At 53.5% G+C, this 22,440-nt stretch carries 17 protein-coding genes, 1 tRNA gene and 2 pseudogenes; 7 read left to right on the top strand and 13 right to left on the bottom strand.

The window, feature by feature from the left end; translation table 11 throughout:
* Positions 1-42: 42 nt before the first annotated feature.
* The gene (gene prmB / locus D5066_RS06625) at positions 43-975 is read right to left on the bottom strand and encodes a 50S ribosomal protein L3 N(5)-glutamine methyltransferase (protein WP_119915418.1); all 933 of its coding nucleotides are present in this window, start codon (positions 973-975) and stop codon (positions 43-45) included.
* A gap of 145 nt (positions 976-1,120) precedes the next feature.
* Between prmB and smrB the strand changes: the two genes are divergently transcribed.
* Positions 1,121-1,672: an endonuclease SmrB gene (gene smrB, locus D5066_RS06620; protein WP_032646638.1), complete on the top strand. Its 552-nt coding sequence runs from the start codon at positions 1,121-1,123 to the stop codon at positions 1,670-1,672.
* Between the two features lie 46 nt (positions 1,673-1,718).
* Here the strand turns inward: smrB and sixA are convergent, their stop codons facing one another.
* The 4 genes from sixA to D5066_RS06600 form a co-directional block, all read right to left on the bottom strand.
* Entirely contained in the window at positions 1,719-2,204 is a 486-nt protein-coding gene (gene sixA / locus D5066_RS06615) for a phosphohistidine phosphatase SixA (RefSeq protein ID WP_003861375.1), read from the bottom strand.
* 209 nt (positions 2,205-2,413) lie between these two features.
* Complete coding sequence (gene fadJ, locus D5066_RS06610) at positions 2,414-4,561, bottom strand: fatty acid oxidation complex subunit alpha FadJ (RefSeq protein ID WP_119915417.1); 2,148 nt, start codon at positions 4,559-4,561, stop codon at positions 2,414-2,416.
* Positions 4,561-5,871: an acetyl-CoA C-acyltransferase FadI gene (gene fadI / locus D5066_RS06605; protein ID WP_080328525.1), complete on the bottom strand. Its 1,311-nt coding sequence runs from the start codon at positions 5,869-5,871 to the stop codon at positions 4,561-4,563. Before fadI ends, fadJ begins: the two co-directional genes overlap by 1 nt.
* 236 nt (positions 5,872-6,107) lie before the next feature.
* The gene (locus tag D5066_RS06600) at positions 6,108-6,392 is read right to left on the bottom strand and encodes a YfcZ/YiiS family protein (protein WP_028013973.1); all 285 of its coding nucleotides are present in this window, start codon (positions 6,390-6,392) and stop codon (positions 6,108-6,110) included.
* 372 nt (positions 6,393-6,764) lie between these two features.
* On the opposite strand from D5066_RS06600, the gene fadL reads away from it, so the two are divergent.
* Positions 6,765-8,045 (top strand): long-chain fatty acid transporter FadL, encoded by a 1,281-nt coding sequence (gene fadL / locus D5066_RS06595; protein WP_119915416.1) that lies wholly within the window; start codon positions 6,765-6,767, stop codon positions 8,043-8,045.
* Positions 8,046-8,089: 44 nt separating this feature from the next.
* On the opposite strand, the gene mlaA is transcribed toward fadL, so the two are convergent.
* A complete protein-coding gene (mlaA, locus tag D5066_RS06590) occupies positions 8,090-8,842 on the bottom strand; it encodes a phospholipid-binding lipoprotein MlaA (protein ID WP_119915415.1) in 753 nt (250 codons plus the stop codon).
* A 315-nt stretch (positions 8,843-9,157) separates the two neighbouring features.
* Between mlaA and D5066_RS06585 the strand changes: the two genes are divergently transcribed.
* Positions 9,158-10,087, top strand: coding sequence for a formate/nitrite transporter family protein (locus D5066_RS06585; protein ID WP_080328522.1), 930 nt, complete (start codon positions 9,158-9,160; stop codon positions 10,085-10,087).
* A 75-nt stretch (positions 10,088-10,162) separates the two neighbouring features.
* Positions 10,163-10,234: transfer RNA gene (locus D5066_RS06580), tRNA-Arg, on the top strand.
* Between the two features lie 39 nt (positions 10,235-10,273).
* On the opposite strand, the pseudogene D5066_RS06575 reads toward D5066_RS06580, so the two are convergent.
* The 6 genes and pseudogenes from D5066_RS06575 to tssB form a co-directional block, all read right to left on the bottom strand.
* Positions 10,274-10,717: pseudogene (locus tag D5066_RS06575) on the bottom strand (VasL domain-containing protein); the annotation flags it as partial.
* A 23-nt stretch (positions 10,718-10,740) separates the two neighbouring features.
* Positions 10,741-11,314, bottom strand: a pseudogene (locus D5066_RS06570) (AAA family ATPase); the annotation flags it as partial.
* 1,406 nt (positions 11,315-12,720) lie between these two features.
* Positions 12,721-13,473 (bottom strand): type VI secretion system protein TssL, short form, encoded by a 753-nt coding sequence (tssL, locus tag D5066_RS06560; RefSeq protein WP_119915414.1) that lies wholly within the window; start codon positions 13,471-13,473, stop codon positions 12,721-12,723.
* The gene (tssK, locus tag D5066_RS06555) at positions 13,470-14,819 is read right to left on the bottom strand and encodes a type VI secretion system baseplate subunit TssK (RefSeq protein WP_119915413.1); all 1,350 of its coding nucleotides are present in this window, start codon (positions 14,817-14,819) and stop codon (positions 13,470-13,472) included. The genes tssL and tssK overlap by 4 nt, the downstream gene beginning before the upstream one ends.
* An 18-nt stretch (positions 14,820-14,837) precedes the next feature.
* Positions 14,838-16,382 (bottom strand): type VI secretion system contractile sheath large subunit, encoded by a 1,545-nt coding sequence (gene tssC, locus D5066_RS06550; protein ID WP_080328504.1) that lies wholly within the window; start codon positions 16,380-16,382, stop codon positions 14,838-14,840.
* A 32-nt stretch (positions 16,383-16,414) separates the two neighbouring features.
* A complete protein-coding gene (tssB, locus tag D5066_RS06545; protein ID WP_119915412.1) occupies positions 16,415-16,912 on the bottom strand; it encodes a type VI secretion system contractile sheath small subunit in 498 nt (165 codons plus the stop codon).
* Between the two features lie 792 nt (positions 16,913-17,704).
* Between tssB and lpxP the strand changes: the two genes are divergently transcribed.
* Together lpxP and ypdK are read left to right on the top strand one after the other, a co-directional pair.
* Positions 17,705-18,625, top strand: coding sequence for a kdo(2)-lipid IV(A) palmitoleoyltransferase (lpxP, locus tag D5066_RS06540; RefSeq protein WP_119915411.1), 921 nt, complete (start codon positions 17,705-17,707; stop codon positions 18,623-18,625).
* A gap of 358 nt (positions 18,626-18,983) precedes the next feature.
* Positions 18,984-19,055 carry a membrane protein YpdK gene (gene ypdK, locus D5066_RS06535; protein WP_099458937.1) on the top strand — a complete coding sequence of 24 codons (72 nt, stop codon included), beginning with the start codon at positions 18,984-18,986 and terminating at the stop codon, positions 19,053-19,055.
* Positions 19,056-19,107: 52 nt separating this feature from the next.
* Here ypdK and alaC read toward each other — a convergent pair whose 3' ends face one another.
* On the bottom strand, positions 19,108-20,346 hold the full coding sequence (alaC, locus tag D5066_RS06530; protein WP_028013978.1) for an alanine transaminase: 1,239 nt from the start codon (positions 20,344-20,346) through the stop codon (positions 19,108-19,110).
* Between the two features lie 386 nt (positions 20,347-20,732).
* Between alaC and D5066_RS06525 the strand changes: the two genes are divergently transcribed.
* Complete coding sequence (locus D5066_RS06525) at positions 20,733-22,439, top strand: sensor histidine kinase (protein WP_119915410.1); 1,707 nt, start codon at positions 20,733-20,735, stop codon at positions 22,437-22,439.
* The last annotated feature ends 1 nt before the right edge of the window (position 22,440 follow it).

Here is a 22,440-nt window from a genome sequence, read left to right as displayed (position 1 = left end):
GTTTGTGTTTGAGCGTTGTGAAACGGGCCGAAGCCCGCTGGATTAATCTTTATAGATGCTGAAGTGTTCGCGCGCGTCGAGCAGCTGCGCTTTGGTCAGCATAAAGACGCCGTCACCGCCGTTGTCGAACTCAAGCCAGGTGAACGGCACATCCGGGTACTGCTCTATCAGATGTACCATGCTGTTGCCCACTTCACAAATCAGAACGCCGTCATCGGTCAGGTAATCCGGCGCGCAGGCCAGAATGCGGCGGGTCAGCTTCAGGCCGTCTGAGCCTGACGCCAGACCCAGCTCCGGCTCATGACGGTATTCGTTCGGCAGATCGGACATGTCTTCCGCATCGACATACGGCGGGTTAGTGACGATCAGATCGTACTGCAGCGTCGGCAGGTCGCGGAACAGGTCAGAGCGGATAGGCGTGACGTGATGAATCAGACCGTGCTCTTCAATGTTGTGTTCGGTCACGGCCAGCGCGTCGGTGGAGATGTCGACCGCGTCCACTTCCGCTTCCGGGAAGGCGTACGCGCAGGCAATTGCGATGCAGCCGCTGCCGGTGCACATATCGAGAATATGCTGCGGCTGATGGTTAATCAGACCTTCAAAGTGGTTGTTAATCAGTTCACCAATCGGCGAGCGCGGTACCAGCACGCGTTCATCGACGTAAAACTCGTGGCCGCAGAACCAGGCTTTGTTGGTCAGATAGGCGACCGGAATGCGCTCGTTCACGCGGCGGATCACGCGCTCAACGATGCGGTGTTTTTCGCTGGAGGTCAGGCGCGCGGTACGCATGTCTTCCGGGATATCCAGCGGCAGGTAAAGAGACGGCAGCACCAGCTGAACGGCCTCATCCCACGAGTTATCGGTACCGTGGCCGTACCAGATATTGGCGGCGCTGAAGCGGCTAACCGACCAGCGCAACATGTCCTGTATGGTATGCAGCTCGTTTACTGCTTCATCGACAAATATTTTATCCACTCTTTCCTCCAGGGCATGCTCGCATAATTTTCGGCGGCTAGTTTGCCATGAAGACGGCGATAAATCAGCAATGACGCGTACCGCTTGAGGTTAAAAAATGCGTTTAGTCGGGTACACTATCGGAAATACGAGATGAGAATGACGAATGAAAAAGAAAACATCGCTCAGCGAGGAGGATCAGGCTCTCTTCCGACAGCTAATGACCGGGACGCGTAAAATTACGCAGGACACGATTGTTCACCGTCCGCAGCGTAAAAAAATCAGCGAGGTCCCGGTTAAACGACTGCTCCAGGAGCAGGCCGATAACAGCCACTATTTTTCAGATGAATTTCAGCCACTGCTCAATACGCAGGGAGCTGTGAAGTACGTGCGCGAAGACGTCAGCCATTTCGAGCTGAAAAAGTTACGCCGCGGGGATTATTCGCCGGAGCTGTTTCTCGATCTGCACGGTTTAACGCAGATGCAGGCGAAACAGGAGCTGGGGGCGTTGATTGCCGCCTGTCGCCGCGAACACGTTTTTTGCGCCTGCGTGATGCATGGCCACGGTAAACATATTCTTAAGCAACAGACGCCGCTGTGGCTGGCTCAGCATCCGCACGTGATGGCGTTTCATCAGGCACCGAAAGAGTACGGCGGCGATGCCGCGTTGCTGGTGTTGATTGAAGTTGAGGAGTGGCAGCCGCCAGAGTTGCCCTGACAGAACGGCGGGAAGCACATTGCGCCCCGCCATATCGCACGTCACATCAGATGGCTTTTGCCATCTTCAGGTTGCACGGACTCATTTGCCAGTTAAAGACACCTTTGCCGGTTTCGTCGAGGGTGACGTTGGCAATGGCAGAAGTGGTGAACATAGGCGGCGTTTCGCCCGGGCACAGTTCAGATACCAGATAGCCGACCAGCGGCAGGTGGGAAATGACCAGTGCGGAAGCGACACCTTCATTGCACAGCGCCTGAAGATAAGCACTCACAAGACCAACATCGCCGCATGGCGTCAGTTCAGGGAGAACATCCACACTGGATGGCAGGTTCATACACTCCCCTACCACGTCCAGCGTCTGTTCTGCACGCAGGAACGGACTCACCAGAACGCGTTCAATGTCCACTTTTTGACCTTTAAGCCACGTCGCCATTTGACGGGATTCGTCACAGCCACAGACGGTTAAAGGACGTACTGAGTCACTGGCGGCATCGAGTGCCGCGTCGCCGTGACGCATGATAAAAACTTGCATATTGCACCGCTTTTGTTAACCAGAATCACCGGCGTTAACTACCCGCGATTAATGCTCTGAGGTAGAAAACCCGATGGCCGGGCATTGTGCCTGATCCATTCGGTGAATGAAACGCTGTTTTTTACCTCAATGGCGTAAGTATAGTCAATCTCTGTTTACAAAATCGCCAGAACAGGTTCATTCACCTCAGGATTTACCCTTCTTTGACCTCAGCTTACGAGGACAGTTTCCCTTGCAGGCCAAAATGTCTGGCCCCGCTCCGCCATCTGCAATAATTCGTCACACGGTGTAAACCGCGGACCGTACTGCGAAGCAAGACGTTGCAAAATGGCAACCACTTCACCCGCGCCGAGTGTATCCATGTAACGGAACGGGCCGCCAAGGAACGGCGGGAAACCAATACCAAATACCGCGCCGATGTCGCCATCGCGTGCGCTCTTGATCACCTGTTCACCAAAGCAGCGCGCCGCTTCATTGAGCATCATCATGACGCAGCGTTCAGCGCACTGAACGGCAGACAGTTTCCCCTGGCCGGTAGCCGAAATAAGCCCATAAACCGAAGGGTCGACCTGTTTCTTGCTTTTACGCCCTTTCGCGCCGTAAAGATAGAAACCGCGTTCATTTTTTCTGCCTTTGCGATCGTCCTTCAAAATTGCGGAAACAATATTTGCAGGCGGGGAAAAACGTTCGCCATAAGCCGCTTCCAGCACAGGTATAATTTTAGTGCCGGTGTCGATTCCCACCTCATCCAAAAGTTGGATTGGCCCGACGGGGAAGCCAAACTTCACTAAAGCCTCATCGACGTGCTCAATTTTCTCCCCTTCCGTCAGCAGCCGCATGGCTTCGTTGATATACGGTGCCAGAATACGGTTGACGTAGAAGCCAGCCTTGTCCGCTACCACAATCGGGGTTTTGCCCTGTTTTTTCGCCAGCTTCACCACGGTGGCGATGGTTCGCGGGCTGGTGGTCGCGTGTGGAATAACTTCCACCAGCGGCATTTTTTCGACCGGGCTAAAGAAGTGCAGCCCTATTACCTGCTCCGGTCGCGCGGCTTTCGCCGCAATATCGCCAATCGGTAACGACGAGGTGTTTGAGGCGAAAATGGTGTGCGGTGCGCAGTGTTGCTCCACGTCAGCCACCATCTGCTGCTTAAGCGCCAGATCTTCAAATACGGCTTCAATCACCAGGTCCCGGTGTGCAAAACCGCTGTAATCCGTCGTGCCGGAGATCGTCGCCAGGGTTTTATCACGCTCGCTTGCCTTGATATGGCGGCGTTTGACCTTCTGATCAAGGTTCTGCCAGCTGTACTGCAGCGCGTGATTGATGCCCTTTGCGTTGATATCTTTGATACGCACGGGCAATTTGCCTTTGCTGGCGGTAACAAATGCAATGCCGCCGCCCATCAGCCCCCCGCCCAGTACGCCAACGGCGCGCAGCGGCGCAGGATCTGCGTCGCTGCCGGGATCTTTTTTCACGTCCGTACTTGCGAAGAAGATGCTGCGAAGTGCCTGAGACTGCGGCGTCATCGCCAGTTCACCAAAGGCTTTGGCTTCAGCGGCATAGCCGCTGCTGCTTCCCTGAGACAACCCGGTTTCAATCACTTCCAGAATGCGCTTTGCCGCCGGGTAGTTGCCTTTGGTTTTTTGCTCGGTTTTTTTGCCCACCATGTTGAACAAAAGCGCCCGCCCCAGCGGCCCGGCGAGCACGCGCTCGCGTACAGGGAGAGGACGTTTTGTCTGACGTCCTTTTAGCGCCAGCTCAACGGCAGCGTCCAGTAAAATAGTGTGCGGAACAACGCCGTCAACCAGACCCACTTTCAGCGCCTGACGGGCGCGCAGCTGCTTGCCGGTTAAGATCATCTCCAGCGCGGTGCTGACCCCCACCAGGCGAGGCAAACGCTGTGTTCCACCCGACCCCGGCAGCAGGCCTAATTGCACTTCCGGCAGGCCCAGCACGGTTTTAGCATCATCGGTGCAGATACGGCTGTGACAGGCCAGCGCCAGCTCCAGCCCGCCGCCCAGACAGGCACCGTGGATCGCGGCAATAACCGGGATCGGCAGGGCGTTGATCTCGGCCATCACCTGCTGTCCCTGACGCGCCAGATCTTCAGCTTCCTGCGCGCTTTGCGCACGTGCAATCATGTTGATATCGGCCCCGGCAATAAAGTTATCCGGCTTGGCCGAGATAAAGACCAGGCCGCGGATCGCTTTATTTTCGCGGATCTGCTTGAGCATAGCGCGAACCTGAGTGCCGAATTCAGCCTTCAGGGTATTCATCTTTTCATCAGGCACATCAATAGTGATAACCGCGACGTTATCGAGGCGAACCGTCAGATTAAATGCAGATGGCATATCCATTATTCAGCCTCCAGAACCATTGCTGCGCCAAGGCCCCCCGCCGCACACGCGGTGACAAGGCCAAACCCGCCGCCACGGCGACGGAGTTCGTGTAAAGTTTGGGTGATCATTCGCGCGCCCGTGGCTGCAAACGGATGGCCGTAGGCGATCGAGCCACCCAGCACGTTGAATTTGCTTTGATCCACTTCGCCGGTGGCATGGGCGCGGCCCAGCACGTCGCGCGCAAAACGCTCGCTTGCCAGCAGCTGGACGTTTGCCAGGGTTTGCGCGGCAAAGGCTTCGTGCATATCAATCAGGGTTAAATCGGCCAGCGTCAGCCCCGCGCGATCCAGCGCCAGCGGCGTGGACCACGCCGGACCTAACAGCATGTCCTGCCAGACATCAATAGCGGTAAAGGCATAGCTGCGCAAATAGCCCAGCGGCGTGATGCCCAGCTCTTTTGCACGCGACTCCGTCATCAGGATCACCGCAGCAGCGCCATCGGTCAGCGGTGTGCTGTTGGCCGCCGTCACGGTGCCGTGCTTGCGGTCAAAAGCCGGACGCAGTTTGGCGTAATCCGCCAGCGTCGAGGTACCACGAATATTGTTGTCTTCAGTAAGAGGCTCACGATAGGGAGGCGTGTAGGCGGTCATCACCTCTTCGGTCAGTTTGCCCTCCGACCAGGCTTTCGCTGCCAGCTGATGCGAGCGATGCGCCAGCGCATCCTGCTGTTCGCGGGTAATACCGTAGGTTTTCGCCATCTGCTCTGCGGTATCGCCCATGCGCAGGCCGGTGGAGTATTCCGCTACGGCAGGTGGCACGGGCATGAGGTCACGCAGGCGTAAACGCGAGAAGAGTTTGAGCTTCGCACCAGTGGTGCGGGCTTTATTGGCATCCACCAGAATGCGGGCCAGCTTTTTACTGACGCCAATCGGTAGTACGGAGGAAGAATCCGCGCCACCCGCAATCCCGGCGCGAATGGTGCCCGCCATCAGACTTTCCGCCACGTTTGCGACCGCCTGGAAGCTGGTCGCGCACGCGCGGCTGACGCTGTAGGCATCGGTATGAACGTTCATGCCGGTACCGAGAACAATTTCCCGCGCAATGTTAGGAGCTTCAGGCATCTGTACGACCTGGCCGAAGACCAGCTGTTCGATGACCTCAGGCGGAATTTCGCTGCGAGCCAGCATCTCCCCCACTACCATTTTCCCCAGTTCGACAGCCGGTATACCGTGAAACGCCGTCGCCTGACGCGCAAACGGCGTACGCAGACCGCTGACAATGGCAATGCGGTCACCTTGTCGGGTGATTAGCGGTAATGCCTGACTCATAACCTTCCCCTGTGAAAAATTTTACATGACTATAAAGTGGTCTGACCTGATAACAGTCTTAACCATTTTTTTACATTCAGCCAATCAGGGAAGCATAAAAATGCGAGGTAAAACACAGAGAAGAAAAAGAAAATGCCCAGGGTAAAAGCAAAACGGTAACCCGTAGGTTACCGTTTTTAGTGTTTGCGCCCTCTCCCGTGGGAGAGGGTTGGGATGAGGGTACCAGACCGCAGGAGTTAACGCAGACCCAGCTGGAAAATCAGCGTTTCAGCTTCGCAGGCAAACACAAAATCGATATCCAGCTTCACACCACCGTCCACTTCCGTGAAGGTGGATTTGATTTCACACGGATCGGACTCCACATCACGCGCGCGCTTGCTCAGCGCGGCCAGCGTCTCTTCGGCTTCTGCACGGTTGGTGAATACACGGCTGTAAGACGCGGTGCAATCGGTGTTGTCCATGATGGTGCCAACATCCATACAGCAGCAAACCGGGGTTTCATCAGCACTGCATTTACTCATAGCTCAATTTCCTCTGTATTCGCGCTATGCGCGAGATAAACACGATGCTGCTATTTTACGCCCCGGCGCTGGCTCTCTCCAGCCGTTAATGGCGCAAAATCGGATAAGTGACCGATATCACACTAAAAAATGATCTAAAACAAAAACCACCCTTTTGAGTGAGCCGCGATGGTCACAATTTTGCCAACCAGATCTCGTTTCAAGAAACATGTTTGAAAATATTAATAAACAAACTTGCAACATTCCGGCTGGTCGGACCTATACTCTGGCCACTGGTCTGATTTGTCTGTCATACCTCAGACCCTACACTTCGCGCTCCTGTTACGGTATGTAACAATTATTGAATAAAAATAACTCAATGAGGTTATGGTCATGAGCCAGAAAACCCTGTTCAACAAGACTGCGCTGGCAGTCGCAGTGGCAATCGTCTCTACTTCCGCCTGGTCAGCGGGCTTTCAGCTAAACGAATTTTCTTCCTCTGGCCTTGGCCGTGCGTATTCAGGGGAAGGTGCAATCGCTGATGATGCTGGTAACGCAAGCCGTAACCCTGCATTGATCATGATGTTCGATCGCCCGACCTTCTCTGCTGGTGCGGTGTATATCGATCCTGATGTCAATATTTCCGGCACGTCACCTTCTGGTGCGAGCCTGAAAGCAGATAACATTGCGCCAACAGCGTGGGTACCTAACCTGCACTTCGTTGCACCAATCAATGAACAATTTGGCTGGGGCGCATCCGTCACGTCTAACTATGGCCTTGCTACCGAGTTCAATAACAACTACCCGGCAGGCGAATACGGCGGTAAAACAGACCTGACAACGCTGAACCTGAACCTGAGCGGTGCTTATCGTCTGAACGATAACTGGAGCTTCGGTCTGGGCTTTGATGCCGTCTACGCTGATGCAAAAATTGAGCGTTACTCCGGCGAACAAACGGCTCGCCTGCCGAAAAACAGCAACAAAATTGCCAGCCTGAAGGGCGATGAGTGGGGCTATGGCTGGAACGCCGGTATTCTTTACGAGCTGGACAAAAACAACCGCTGGGGCCTGACCTACCGTTCCGAAGTGAAAATTGACTTCGACGGCGATTACAAGAGCGGCATCCTGACGCCGGTCAACAGCCTGGTCCCTGGTGCGGGCACCACCATCCCGTGGGGAACTTCCGGTCAAACTGTCCCTGGCTCACTGTCACTGCATCTGCCAGAAATGTGGGAAGTCTCCGGTTACAACCGCGTTGCGCCACAGTGGGCTATTCACTATAGCCTGGCCTATACCAGCTGGAGCCAGTTCCAGGAGCTGAAAGCAACCGGCAATAATGGTCAAACGCTGTTCTATAAAGATGAGAGCTTCCACGACGCCTACCGCATTGCGTTGGGTACCACCTATTATATGGATGACAACTGGACATTCCGTACCGGTGTTGCATTCGATGACAGCCCGGTACCGGCTGATAAGCGCTCTATCTCCATTCCGGATCAGGACCGCTTCTGGGTGAGTGCTGGCGCCACCTACGCGTTCAACGAGAATGCGTCTGTCGATGCGGGCGTTTCTTATATGCATGGCCAGAAGGTGACCTTCAAGGAAGGCCCGTACGAATTTACCTCTGAAGGTAAGGCGTGGCTGTTCGGTACTAACTTTAACTACGCGTTCTAATCGCGCAGGGATCAAAAAAGGTGAGCGTTGCTCACCTTTTTTATTTATTCCGAATCAATATCTTTAAGTTCGTTTTCAATAGCCTTCGCGTTTGGATTATCTTCCGGCTTCAGCTTGCCACCGTTGGCAATAAAGTCATGATTCTGGAAGTACGCTTCACGCACCATAATGTACGGATCGGACGACTGGCGCAGCAGGCCATCTGAATCAAGCAGTTGCGCGCGCGTTTCAATCCCTTCCACCGTCCATTTGCCAACCGACAGCGGCCAGGTGAGCCACGACAGGACCGGATACAGCGTATCGACCATATCGCCACCCTCATCACGCACGGTGAAGCTGCCATAGAACGGCAGATGAACGTAAGGCCCGTAACCGACGCCATAATGCCCCAGCGTACTGCCGAAACGGTGCGGCTGTTCACGCTGCAGTTTCGGGTTAGCCATGCCCGCGACATCGATAAAGCCCCCCATCCCCAGAAGGGAGTTCAGGAAGAAGCGCGTAAAGTGCACCATCCCCTGATACGGATCGCCCTGCAGGAAATAGTTGACCATCACCGCAGGCTCTTCCAGGTTACTGGTGAAATTGCTTAATCCGTTACGTGCAGGTTGCGGAACATAATCGCGCCATGCCACAGCCACCGGGCGAACCACATACGGGTCCAGCACGTTGTAGTTGAAGCTGTACATCGAGCGGTTAAATCCTTCGAGAGGATCGGAGCGTCCCGTTTGCTCCCCGGAGCTGGCGCAGCCCACAAGCATCGTCGCGCCCAGCGCAAGCGCCGACAGCCGAAGTTTCATAAATATCTCCCTGTTCAGTATGGCTATCGTTGATTGCCATCCGTAACGGAGCAGGTGGCGCTCCGTCTGAAAACGTGCAAGTGATTGTAACAGCACGCTTCACGATGTCTATGAGTACAATTACGGGCAGTAATCACCGTGACTCTGATCTCAGCATAGCCTGACTTTTAGAATTCGTTTCGCTGGCAATTTTATAATGTCTTTGAACGAGATGTATCACCTTTGTTGTCATTCCCGCCAAATTAAGAGCATCCCCACAGGCATCCCGATAAAAGCCGCTACGCTTAAAAGAAAGATTATCCTGTGGGAGCCGTTATGAAAGATGTGGGTGAAGAAAAAATTGGCGAGAGTAATGAGGAACATGAAATCGAAAGCGAGGAGAAAGCACGCGGCGAGAAGATAGAGATTGATGAAGATCGTCTTCCCTCCCGCGCGATGGCGATCCATGAACATATTCGCCAGGATGGTGAAAAAGAGATGGAGCGCGATGCCATGGCCCTCTTCTGGTCAGCTATCGCGGCTGGACTGTCAATGGGCGCCTCGCTGCTCGCGAAAGGGATATTTCATGTGCAGTTGGAGGGCGTGCCCGGCGGATTTTTACTGGAGAACCTCGGCTACACCTTCGGCTTTATTATCGTCATCATGGCCCGTCAGCAGCTGTTTACTGAGAACACGGTGACCGCCGTACTGCCAGTGATGCAAAACCCTACCCTCGGCAATTTCGGTTTACTGATGAGGCTCTGGAGCGTGGTTCTGCTGGGCAATATCATCGGTACGGGCATTGCGGCCTGGGCGTTCGAATATATGCCGATATTTGATGAGCCCACCCGGGACGCGTTTGTGAAGATCGGTATGGATGTGATGAAAAACACGCCGGTCGAAATGTTCTCTAATGCCATCATCTCCGGCTGGATTATCGCCACAATGGTGTGGATGTTCCCTTCTGCCGGTAGCGCTAAAATCGTGGTGATCATCCTGATGACCTGGCTGATTGCGCTGGCGGATACCACGCATATCGTAGTCGGCACCGTTGAAATACTTTATCTGGTCTTTAACGGCACGCTTCACTGGAGTGATTTCTTCTGGCCGTTCGCCCTTCCGACGCTGGCGGGGAATATCTGCGGCGGAACGTTTATCTTTGCGCTGTTAAGCCATGCCCAAATCCGTAACGACATGTCTAATAAACGCAAAGCCGAGCTTAAGGCGCAGGCAGATAAAGATAAAGCAGCAAAAAAATCAACCTGAATGGTGACTCTTTGAGCAGTCAGGCGGCAATGCGCTTAACGCAAAGTGTAAATAACGCTATACTCGTGCCGCCTCGTCCCCTTAGTTAAATGGATATAACGAGCCCCTCCTAAGGGCTAGTTGCAGGTTCGATTCCTGCAGGGGACACTTTGATCTTCCTTTTATTAGCCTGACAATCATCTGAACTCATTGCGCAGACATATTCTGTTTAATTTGAGCATATCGCGTTGCCAGTTGTTTAAGATGAAGCTCCAGTTGAGTCTTTTCAGCTTCAGGAAGCGCATATCCGGCAGGATATTGCGACAGGCGTCTGAGCTGTTCCTCAGCCGGTATCGTACGGTTAAATGACTGAATTGTCGAAAAAACCACGGATTTAAGCTCACTCACCGTTATATATTTTCCTTTTTGCTCATCCAGACTACTCAGGCGATTACTCAGTTGCTGAAGCTTCATCATTCCCTGATACCAGCTGTTCATGGCGTCTACAGGCAACGCCGTCGCGTTAAACTTTTTTTGCCACTGTATTATCAGCGCCTTAGACTCTTCTGGCCGTAATGTCTCGAGCTGTTCTAACAGCTGAAGACTATAAACAATACTCCAGTCAGGAGGCAGCTTATCCAGTCGTGCAAGCTGCTGCTGCGTATCTGAGATAAACGTACCGCTTCGGTGAGGATGCCGCCCTGGCCGTAGCCAACGTAACCTGGGGGTGAGCCTTTCAGCTGGGAAACAGTGTGAGGTTCCTGGTACTCGGATAGCTACTGTGCGCGTGTCGACATCCACCTGAATCAGCGCATTACCTTGCTGTTCACTTTCCAGTTGCTGCCGAAGCTTCAGGATTTCTGCCTGCTTGCTGACACCCTGACGGCTGGCCATCAGTTGCATAGCAATGGCTTTTTCAGCATCAAAGCGGCATTCTTGCTGCAGAAGGGTGGCTTCAAGCGCATTTTGCTGCTGTTCAATAATGCTCAGACGGTCTTCGTGGTGGCAGCTGCCAGCAGCAATATCCTCCAGCAAAGCCTGCTCTTCGAGTTCAAGAGCCGTCAGTTGTGCTTTCAGACGGACAATGGCTTCCGGTACGGTGTCGAGGCTCATACGCACGCGGGCGGCCGCGGTATCAAGCAGGTCAACCGCTTTGTCCGGCAACTGGCGTCCCGTCAGGTAACGGCGAGACAGGGTGACTGCGGCTTTGATCGCGTCGTCAGTTATCTGCACATTATGATGTTCGGCGTTATCCGTATGACCCGCGACCACAATCAGCCAACCCGGTTTGGCCTTAATGCCAACCAGCGAATTGACCAGCATTTTGGTCGAGTCGGTTTTCAGCACCGCTTTGCCGGAGTCAAACAGTGACATACTGTCGAGACGGACAATTTTCGGTACTGGCTTTGGCTTCGGTTTTGGCAGTGGCGGCGGAGGCACATAGGTATCAATGGCCTGCTGTACCGCCAGCCACAGGCGGTTGCCCGGATACAGCCCGAGCCCGTAGCGATGGGGCTCTCCCTGACGCTGCCAGCGCTCCAGCAGCAATGCATCCTGCTGCAGGGCGTGCAGAGCCTGCGCTTTCGGGTAATAGTGGTTCATCGGGATAGCCTGCCAGCGCTGAAGATCTGCGCTGACCTTGCGGATAAACGACTGGTTATGCCGCACGGACAGGGCAATAGCACCCAGGACGCATAACAGCAAAACCATCACCACCCGACGCCCGGTTTTGCCACCCTGCAACGGGGTGGTGTAGGGGGCCAGCAGCGGTAGTACCGCATCGGCAAAATGCCAGCGTGGTTCATAGGTCGTGATACGACCGGCAGGGGCAATGCGGGTCTGACGGAACAATAACTTTGGCCACAGCGCTGCTGCCGAGGTGGATATCGATCCGAGACGCAGGGTGACAGCAAACGGTCGTATGATCGGACACAGCCTGTGCGCTTTGCCCAGTTCGTCCAATATCACAGAATGAAGCAACGATGTCGCCTGTGTCAGGTACGGCTGAATAAAGGCCGTTTGCGGGCACTGCTGCCATTCGCTAAGGATGACAGCAGGTTCATCTTCAGGACACACCAGGGTCGTATTGTCCCGCACCACTATCCAGGGCGTGTCCGGGCCGCTAAATTCGGTGTTCAGAACCACCGGCACGCTATAGCCGGTCAGGTCACGTAACTGCTTCATCTGCTGACGCAGCGCTGTCAGGGAGGCGCGCAACAACGCCTCATCTTCATGCTGGTCCGGCAGACAGCGGTACATCACAGTTAGCTGGCCTGCCATCGTCGGCGTACGGGCCAGAAGACGCTCTGCAAAAGGCGTAAGTCCGGTAAGTTCCGCTACCCGTAGATACCAGCCCTCCGCCGTGCCCCGGCACGGCCCCCCCGCGAACATGGCATCATCCACATCACCGCATACCAGCACCACCGGTCCGGTATGATTTTCCGGTAGAAAGTGACCAGCGTCATCCGTCTGCTGTGCCGGCCGTTTTTGTCGGTAACGCCGATGGATAAGGACAGTGGAAAGCAGCAGTGCGAGCAGCGTCAGGACCGATTTACCTGCAACCGGCCATGCGAGAAACCCCCAGACCAGCCACAACACCGCGACAATACACGGCAATACCGGCAAGGCAGCCCGAGCAAGTGTTCGTCCACGCATTAGGGCTGCTCCGGCAGTTGCTGGTGCAGCAGATCCTGCAACCACAGATGACCACTCAACCACACAGCACCAGTCAGGATCGCCGCCAGTACGGTCCAGAACCATACGGACCTCAGCAGGTTATAGTGACGACGCCCGGTCTTCTGAACCACCAGCGAGGAGCCGGTTTCAAGCGGTGGCACGCGCTCATTCAGTACTGCAATAACTTCATCACGACGGGCCTGCCCCACGCCGGACAACCGGTACTGCCCCTGAAAACCGAGTGCAAGCACCCGCTGGTAACAGGTCAGTACGGCAGGCTCGGGTGCGGGGTGTCGCAATATCTCCGCGATGCGGTCATACAGCGCTTCACCGGCACGCAGTGAGCCAAAGTACACCGCCTGCAGCGGGGCTGAACGCCAGGCTCTCTGCCCCGCGTCCAGCATGGTCATGTTCAGTGCGTCACGGAACGTATCATCAGTGGAATGATTCTCTGTGGCGTCTGTTCCGTTGATATCCGCTACTGCGGCTTTCGGTTCCTGCCTGCGGTTTAGAACGGTTTCATCAAGTAGGGCGCACTGTGCGTAGGTAATGTGATCGATACTTTCTGCATCAAATCCGACCCTGTCCAGCGCCTCACGCACGCTCTCCACCTGCGCTTTACACGCGGCATACAGTGCCGGGCCATCCGTTATCTGGCCGCCGTGACGCAATTGCGCCACTGTGAGCCAGGTTTCTGCCAACAGGGCATCAATGTCGAAGTCCTTTATCATGAGCGCAGCACCGCAAACAGTTCCAGCTCAAGCTCGCCGAGCACGGACGGAACATAAAAGACGCAGACGCCTTGATCCAGCATTTCGCGGGCCGCATTACTCTCCATATCTAGCACAAAGTACTGGTTCTCCAGACGCACCGGTAGCGCAGCAGGCACGCGACTCAGGGCAATAAGTCCAATACCTTCAACAGCCAGACCGGACACTTCGCCAACATTAGCCGGAGCACCAGCAATACAGACTTCGGCAAAGCGTTCTGCAGTCTGCCAGGCAGGCTGATTTGCCCGAACGGAGAGATAGAAATCGGCTTCATCGCGCAGACGAATATCGTGCAGCACCGCTTTCCAGGTTTCGGGATCCAGGCGATCCATTCGGACAGCCACCACGCGTGACGGCAGGCTGGCTTCCAGCAGTTCGCTGATAAGGTCAAAGAGTGGCGGGAAGGTTTTCTCCGGCGTGAGGTGGTCGTAACCCGGAATAGCATCCAGATCGTGCTCAAGCGAGAAAGTCAGCATACTGCCGGCAAGACTAGCCAGTTCGCGCCAGACTTGCTCAGGATGCCTGTAAGGGAAACGCTCATACTCCGAGAGCACCCGGGCATGCGAATTCAAGGCATTCAGCAGCCAGAAAAGTGAAACATCGGCGACCGCAAAATCAGCCATCCTGTCGTTGCTCTCACGACGCATGGACATCAGCCGCTGACGGCGGGAGCGCAACTGACGATTCAGTAGTGCCAGGCGCTCACACAGATTACGACTTGCCGAAAATAGTGCCATAGGAGGGATAAAGTCCGGATCCTGACGCCACCCCCCTTGCCCGTCCGGCAACAGACGGGCAATGGCACATCTATCCCAGGCGCCGTTATCTTCATGTCCGAAACGGAATGCCAGATTAAAGCGTGCCACCGCCATCGACTCTTCTTCTTGCCCGAAACGATCAGCGATCGTCTCCCAGGCTTCTCGATAGCGCAGAGGGCGCTCTGCAGGTACTGTATCCGTCTGAACGTTGACGATCCCGGCCTGCATTACTGGTAACGCCACAAACACCGTCACAGGGGCATTATTGGCAGGAGCCGGTGCCTCGATTTCACGCGGCTCCGGTGGCATGTCGCAGAACCGTGTATCGATCAACGTGTCATCCGGGAGCCAGAGACGCAGTGATTGCGCCTGGACCCGGCCGAAGGCCAGCATCGCTTCATCCAGCTCAACTAGACCAACGCCCCATGGAAAGGCATTTCCACGGGCGGCGATGCCGGCCCGGGAAAATGCTTCCCATTCGGACTGCTGCTGAAACTGTTGAGGGGCTAAAAGCGCCCCTTCATTCCATAACGGACGATGAATTTTCATCCCTGATTTCCTCTCGCCTTACGATTTCGCTTTCGGCATCTGGGAAACCAGCGACAAATTGACGTCCATGCCTTCCACCTGGAAGTGCGGGATAGCGTACAATTTCACGCGGAAGAAGCCCGGATTATCCTCAATATCTTCCACCACCACTTTCGCATCACGCAGTGGATGAGACGCCTGCAGCTCGTCGCCCGGGTCGGTCATTTCGGTCACAAGGCTACGCACCCAGGTATTCAGCTCCAGCTCCAGCAGTCGGCGATCCTTGGTGGTACCGATGTTTTCGCGCTGAATCAGCTTCAGATAGTGGGCAATGCGCGACAACAGGAAGATGTACGGCAGACGCGCATTGATGCGGCTGTTCGCCGTTGCATCTGCGGTGTCATACAGCGCTGGTTTCTGCGTGGAGTTAGCCGAGAAGAAGCAGGCGTAGTCGCGGTTTTTGTAGTAGGACAAAGGAATGAAGCCCAGATTCGCGAATTCGAATTCACGGGTTTCCGGGATCATCACTTCGCTCGGGATTTTCACCTGGTTGCCGGTACCAAGATCGTACAGATGGATCGGCAGATCCTGGACCGCACCGCCAGCCTGCGGGCCGCGGATTTGTACACACCAGCCATTATTGATAAAGCTGCGCACCATGTTGGACGCGAAGGCAAACGATGCGTTGGTCCACAGGTATTTGTCGTGATCCGGACCTTTGACTTCTTCGACATAATTGAAGCTGCGAACCGGAACGGTATCCGGGCCATACGGCAAACGACCCAATACGCGCGGCATCACCAGGCCAATGTAGCGGGCATCGTCAGTATCGCGGAACGATTTCCACTTGATGTACTCTGCGCGGTCAAAATAGTTACCAATATCTTTAATCGCCGCGACGTCTTCCATTGACTCTTTGAGGAAGAATTTCGGGCCTGCCGAGCCGATAAACGGCATGTGTGCGGCAGCAGAGACTTTGGAGATATTGCGCAGCAGAGCGACATCCTGCGCTGAAGCGTCGAACTCGTAAGCGGAAATCAGCGCCGCAATCGGCTCGCCGCCTGGGGTGTCATATTCATCAATGTAGGTGTGTTTATAAAGACCACTCTGAATGACTTCTGGACAGTCTTCAAAGTCCTGACGCAGGTCTTCTTTAGACATGCTCAGCAACTCAATTTTCACGTTCTGGCGAAAATCGGTTTTATCCACCAACGACTTCACGCCGCGCCACAGGCTCTCAACCGCCTGAAACTCTTCATGGTGCATCACGGCGTCAAGCTGACGGCTGATCTGATAATCAAGCTCAGCGATATGGTGATCAATCAGGCTTTTATCCAGTTTTTCGACTTTTGAGCCTGCTTTGGTCAGACATTCCAGAAAGACCTGCATACCGGCTGTCAGACGTTCATCGGCGGTGGCATCCGACATCGCCTGCGCATCTTGCCAGATATCCAGGGCGCTCAGCTCAGAGACAGGGCTCAGATTGATTTTCTCAAACAGGGAGGCGTAAACACCACCCGCAGCCGGGCGTTCCAGCACCACGCTTTCACCGCCAGAAATATTATTTTGTACAGACATGAGCATTCCTTGATTAATCCGTTAAAACAGCCTGATGGTTACGATTTTTTTGACGCCAGTGCGGATAATTCATTTCGCAACTCAGCGCTAAGCGACTGGTCAAGAACGATTTTTTCCAGCTCTTTTCGGAAAGTCTGGTTATCCAAAAGGTTGGCTTTCAAATCACGGAGCAAGTTGCGCATCGCCAGCATTGCCTTCAGCTGCGGTATCTGGGCCGCCACCTGCTCAGGCGTGAAATCTTTCATGCTCTGGAAAGTCAGCTGAATAGCGTCCTCTCCCCCATCATCAGACAGCATATTTTTAACGGTCAGATTAACTTTTGGGGAATATTCGGAAAGGACACTATCAAAATTATTTTTAGTGATGTTAACTTTTTCACGCTCAGATATTGGCGCAGAATCCTGACCATTGCAGAAATCGCCTGTAACCAGCAATTTCAGCGGTAATTCCATTTTTTTGCTTGCTCCACCTGTATGCAGGTCAAGCTTCAGGTTAATACGTGCCTTCGGCACCTCATTCTGAAAACTGTCAGCCATTTAATCATCCCTCTTTGTTTTGCTAAGCAAACTTCACGGTGTCGTTCTTGATGCGCAATAATAGAATAATGATCGGCACAAAATCAAATGTGCAGATCATTTATCCGTCATGAGAAATTTCTTAAGAATTTTACACTGAAACATTATTATGGAAAGATTGTTCAACCCAGAAAAACACACTGCTCTTTACACATAAATCGAAGATTTATCTCGAATAAACAATCAAAGTCAGCTAAACGCTAACAAAAACATCGCGTATTGATTTGCATCATAACATTAAGCCCAAAAGCAAAGAAAGGAGCCCTTGACGTTATTTCACGCTGATTAAAATGAGATATTAAGAAATAATGAAATCTCTCATTTTTATTGATTGCATGAATAATAAATAAGAAATATCACAGAGAATTTTCTTATTCCTTCACCTGGAACGGTAAATAATTTTCTTAGATAAGTGACCAGGCACAAATTATCTCGCCGCCCGTTTTTACCAACTCCCCTGCTGATCAAATGTTGTTTCCATCACCACCGCATGCAAACTGATGTGCTGTTAGCAAGCGAATATAAAAACTGTGAAATCAAACACCTCCCCGATTGCCGCTTTTTTAATCAAAAACGAGTAATAGCACATAACATATAACGGTGCTACATTACGCCGACCACCCAAATCAGCAGTGATCAGGCAACGCCGTAAAGTTCGGTAAAGCCTGCAACCATCACCTTGAAGAACGGTCTTATTGGCACGTCGTATCGCACTCGCTGCGCTACCTTTACAGGCTCCACATAGGTTTCACTATTTTGTCTCAATCCAAATTTGAACGTGCGTTTTTACACCCGCGTTACTGGTTTACATGGTTTGGTCTTGGCGTTCTCTGGCTACTGGTTCAACTCCCCTATCCTGTGCTGCGTTTGCTAGGGTCGAAACTGGGCAGCGCATCCCGCTATTTCCTGAAACGTCGCGAATCCATCGCGCGCAAAAACATCGAGCTTTGCTTTCCTCAGTACAATGCTGAAGAACGTGAGAAACTCATCTCCGAAAACTTTAAATCTATCGGCATGGCGCTGTTTGAAACGGGCATGGCCTGGTTCTGGCCGGATGAACGCGTCCGCAAGTGGTTTGATGTAGAAGGGCTGGATAACCTTAAACGCGCACAGCTGCAAAAACGCGGCGTGATGGTTGTTGGCGTGCACTTTATGTCACTGGAGCTGGGCGGGCGCGTGATGGGGCTTTGTCAGCCAATGATGGCAACCTACAGACCGCACAACAGTGCGCTGATGGAGTGGGTTCAGACGCGAGGCCGCATGCGATCCAATAAAGCGATGATCAGCCGTAATAATCTGCGCGGTATGGTTGGCGCCCTGAAGAAAGGCGAGGCAGTCTGGTTTGCTCCCGATCAGGATTATGGACGCAAAGGCAGTAGCTTTGCTCCCTTCTTTGCCGTAAAAGACGTTGCGACGACCAACGGTACCTTCGTCATTTCGCGTTTGTCGGGTGCCTCCATGCTGACCGTGACGATGGTGAGAAAAGCGGATAAGTCAGGCTACCGTCTGCACATCTCTCCGGAAATGGCTAACTATCCGGAAAACGAGTGTGAAGCAGCAGTGTTTATCAATAAGGTCATTGAAACTGAAATCATGCGCGCACCGGAGCAATATCTCTGGATGCATCGCCGTTTCAAAACGCGCCCTCTTGGCGAAGCTTCCCTCTATATTTAATCCCTGCATGAAGGTTAGTTTCGCTAAGAAACTAGCCTTTTCAATCACCTGTCAACTCACTGCTAAACCGTCCTTGTTAGCGTCGCCCAAAGTGAATTTATTGCGTTGTGAAATCAAACTGTCGCCGTTCCACGACACTCGTAAGTAGCGGAAATTATTTAAAAAAATCCCTCTTGTCACTCCTCATTTTTAAGCGTACATTAGCGCCGTCTGGCACCAGGAAAGCACAGAATTCTGAGCGGGAGTCATCGGCGTAACGGGAAAATTCTCATTTCTGTTTAGCCGGGATTTCAGTTCTCTATAATCAGTTGGACTCTGTTTTTAAATGCGTACCACAAGATACGCGGAGCGATGAAACGTGAAATATTTCTTTATGGGCATTTCGGTGATCGTTTTAGTCTGGGCCGGAACCTTTGCCCTGATGATCTAGTGAGAACATGCAGTCAAAAAAACAGGAGCCATTTGGCTCCTGTTTTTTTATGTCATGAGGACACGGGGTTTTCAGCAACGCTCTTTGCTGAGAGCAGGCCATCGGCCCGGAACATACTCTTGATGCCCCTCACCGCCTGACGAATACGATCGCTGTTTTCGATTAAAGCAAAGCGCACATGGGTGTCACCATAATCACCAAAGCCGATGCCCGGGGACACACAGACCTTCGCGTCCTGCAGCAGCTTTTTAGCAAACTCCAGCGACCCCATCGCTGCGTACGGCTCCGGGATTTTCGCCCAAACGTACATGGACGCTTTCGGCATCTCTACCATCCAGCCGGCCTCATGTAACCCTTTCACCAGCACGTCGCGGCGACGTTTATACTGAGCAGCAATGTCGTGAACGCACTGCTGATCGCCCTCCAGAGCGGCAATAGCGGCAACCTGCAGCGGGGTGAAGGTACCGTAATCGTGGTAACTCTTGATACGCGCCAGTGCACTTACCAGCGTTTTGTTACCCACCATAAAGCCAATACGCCAGCCCGCCATGTTGTAACTTTTCGACAGGGTGAAGAACTCCACCGCCACGTCACGCGCGCCCGGAACCTGCATTATCGACGGGGCTTTCCAGCCGTCATAGACAATATCGGCGTAGGCTAAATCATGAACCACCAGCACGTCATAACGTTTGGCCAGAGCGACAACCTTCTCGAAGAAATCAAGCTCCACGCACTGCGCCGTTGGGTTCGACGGGAAACCGAGGATCATCATCTTCGGTTTCGGGTAGCTTTCGCGAATAGCACGTTCCAGTTCGTTAAAGAAATCGACACCTTCCACCAGCGGCACAGAGCGCACCTGCGCCCCGGCAATCACCGCGCCGTAGATATGGATTGGGTAACTTGGATTGGGTACCAGCACCGTATCACCGTGATCCAGCGTGGCCAGCATCAGGTGTGCCAGCCCCTCTTTCGAGCCGATGGTGACAATCGCTTCACTTTCCGGATCGATATCAACCTGATAGCGATCCTGATACCAGCGCGAGATCGCGCGACGTAACCTGGGAATACCGCGAGAGGTTGAGTAGCCGTGCGTATCCGGGCGCTGGGCAACCGTGCAGAGCTTTTCGACGATATGCGGTGGCGTTGGGCCGTCAGGGTTACCCATGCTGAAATCAATGATATCTTCGCCGCGCCGACGCGCAGCCATTTTCAGTTCAGCAGTGATATTGAAAACATAAGGGGGGAGACGATCGATACGCGTGAAACGGCGTTCAGGACTGAATTCAGCCATAGATTCCTCAGATTAACGTTAGCGCCCGGACCGTCCGAGCGACGCTGCCACCGATGTGGCGTGCTTAGAAAATAACCTGAAAAAAAACACGCTGTCGAGAGGGAAATGAAAAAAAAGCGCACGCGCGAAAACCGGAACACGGCCCTGACTGATAGCGGAAGCATGGGTTCTGATAACGCCATTCCGTTAGCCGTTATTTAACACAATGATATCAAAACAGTTACCTGGCGAACTAACGCTGAGAAAAAATCAGGGCACATCAATCCTCGGTATATAATCCCCTTTGTAAATTATGGTTTTTCCTCATTTGATAAACCTGACGGATAGCTGGTCAATGCGCCTCAGGTTTTTTATGATGGTTCTTTCCCGTTTTCCCAGGTCTGCTCGTGCACGAAATATTCACTATGCTGCTGGCGGTATTTGACCGTGCGGCATTAATGCTGATTTGCCTGTTCTTCCTCATTCGCATTCGCCTGTTTCGCGAACTGTTGCACAAATCCGCACACTCGCCGAAAGAGCTGCTGGCCGTAACCGCCATCTTTTCGCTGTTCGCCCTGTTCAGTACCTGGTCCGGGGTGCCGGTAGAGGGTTCGCTGGTTAACGTACGTATTATCGCCGTCATGTCCGGCGGGATTTTGTTTGGCCCGTGGGTGGGTATCATCACCGGCGTAATTGCCGGAACGCACCGCTACCTGATTGATATCGGTGGCGTTACGGCGGTGCCGTGCTTTATCACCAGCATTATTGCCGGGGTGCTTTCCGGCTGGATCAGCCGCAAGATCCCGAAAAAGCAGCGCTGGCGCGCCGGGATCGTCGCAGGCATGGTGTGCGAAACGCTGACCATGATCCTGGTCGTCGTCTGGGCTCCCACCACCGCGCTGGGGCTGGATATCGTCTCGAAAATTGGTATTCCAATGATCCTCGGCAGCGTCTGCATCGGTTTTATCGTGCTGCTGGTACAGAGCGTTGAAGGGGAAAAAGAGGCCAGCGCCGCCCGTCAGGCCAAGCTGGCGCTGGATATCGCCAACAAAACGCTGCCGCTTTTCCGCCACGTTAACGCGGAGTCGCTGCGTCAGGTCTGCGAGATCATTCGCCACGACATCCACGCTGACGCCGTTGCCATCACCAATATCGACCACGTTCTGGCCTACGTTGGCGTCGGGGAGCATAACTATCGCGATAATGATGACACCATTAGCCCAACCACCCGACAGGCGATTAACTACGGTAAAATCATTATTAAAAACAACGATGAAGCCCACCGGACGCCGGAAATACACTCGATGCTGGTGATCCCGCTATGGGAAAAAGGCGTGGTGACGGGCACGCTGAAAATTTATTACTGTCACGCGCATCAGATCACCTCTACGCTACAGGAGATGGCCATTGGCCTGTCGCAGATTATCTCCACCCAGCTTGAGGTCTCCCGTGCCGAGCAGCTGCGCGAGATGGCAAATAAGGCAGAGCTGCGCGCGCTGCAGAGCAAAATCAATCCCCATTTCCTGTTTAACGCGCTGAATGCCATCTCTTCCTCCATTCGTCTTAATCCGGACACCGCGCGCCAGCTGATTTTTAACCTGTCGCGCTATCTGCGCTACAACATTGAGCTGAAAGATGACGAGCAGATCGACATCAAAAAAGAGCTGTATCAGATCAAAGACTACATCGCGATCGAGCAGGCGCGCTTTGGCGACAAGCTCACGGTGATTTACGATATTGATGAAGAGGTCAACTGCGTGATACCGAGCCTGCTGATCCAGCCGCTGGTCGAAAACGCGATTGTTCATGGTATTCAGCCCTGCAAAGGCAAAGGGGTGGTCACCATCAGCATCACCGAAAGCGGCAACCGGGTGCGAATTGCCGTGCGCGATACCGGCCACGGGATTAATCCAAAAGTTATTGAACGGGTGGAATCTAACGAGATGCCGGGAAATAAAATCGGGCTGCTGAACGTGCACCATCGGGTCAAGCTTCTCTATGGCGACGGGCTGCATATTCACCGTCTTGAACCAGGCACTGAAATCGCTTTTTACGTCCCGAATGAACGCTCCCCTGTTCATACGACGACATCACTGTTACCTCAGGGTGAGTAAT

It is taken from the genome of Enterobacter chuandaensis, assembly GCF_003594915.1.
Classification (GTDB): Bacteria; Pseudomonadota; Gammaproteobacteria; order Enterobacterales; family Enterobacteriaceae; genus Enterobacter; species Enterobacter chuandaensis.
Note: the sequence above shows the minus strand (reverse complement) of the source record. Positions and strands in the feature narration are given on the sequence as shown.

Coding starts and splice junctions, on each gene's coding strand:
- smrB (WP_032646638.1), top strand. CDS start 1,121: ATGAAAAAGAAAACATCGCTCAGCGAGGAGGATCAGGCTCTCTTCCGA.
- sixA (WP_003861375.1), bottom strand. CDS start 2,204: ATGCAAGTTTTTATCATGCGTCACGGCGACGCGGCACTCGATGCCGCC.
- fadJ (WP_119915417.1), bottom strand. CDS start 4,561: ATGGATATGCCATCTGCATTTAATCTGACGGTTCGCCTCGATAACGTC.
- fadI (WP_080328525.1), bottom strand. CDS start 5,871: ATGAGTCAGGCATTACCGCTAATCACCCGACAAGGTGACCGCATTGCC.
- D5066_RS06600 (WP_028013973.1), bottom strand. CDS start 6,392: ATGAGTAAATGCAGTGCTGATGAAACCCCGGTTTGCTGCTGTATGGAT.
- fadL (WP_119915416.1), top strand. CDS start 6,765: ATGAGCCAGAAAACCCTGTTCAACAAGACTGCGCTGGCAGTCGCAGTG.
- mlaA (WP_119915415.1), bottom strand. CDS start 8,842: ATGAAACTTCGGCTGTCGGCGCTTGCGCTGGGCGCGACGATGCTTGTG.
- D5066_RS06585 (WP_080328522.1), top strand. CDS start 9,158: ATGAAAGATGTGGGTGAAGAAAAAATTGGCGAGAGTAATGAGGAACAT.
- tssL (WP_119915414.1), bottom strand. CDS start 13,473: ATGATAAAGGACTTCGACATTGATGCCCTGTTGGCAGAAACCTGGCTC.
- tssK (WP_119915413.1), bottom strand. CDS start 14,819: ATGAAAATTCATCGTCCGTTATGGAATGAAGGGGCGCTTTTAGCCCCT.
- tssC (WP_080328504.1), bottom strand. CDS start 16,382: ATGCTCATGTCTGTACAAAATAATATTTCTGGCGGTGAAAGCGTGGTG.
- tssB (WP_119915412.1), bottom strand. CDS start 16,912: ATGGCTGACAGTTTTCAGAATGAGGTGCCGAAGGCACGTATTAACCTG.
- alaC (WP_028013978.1), bottom strand. CDS start 20,346: ATGGCTGAATTCAGTCCTGAACGCCGTTTCACGCGTATCGATCGTCTC.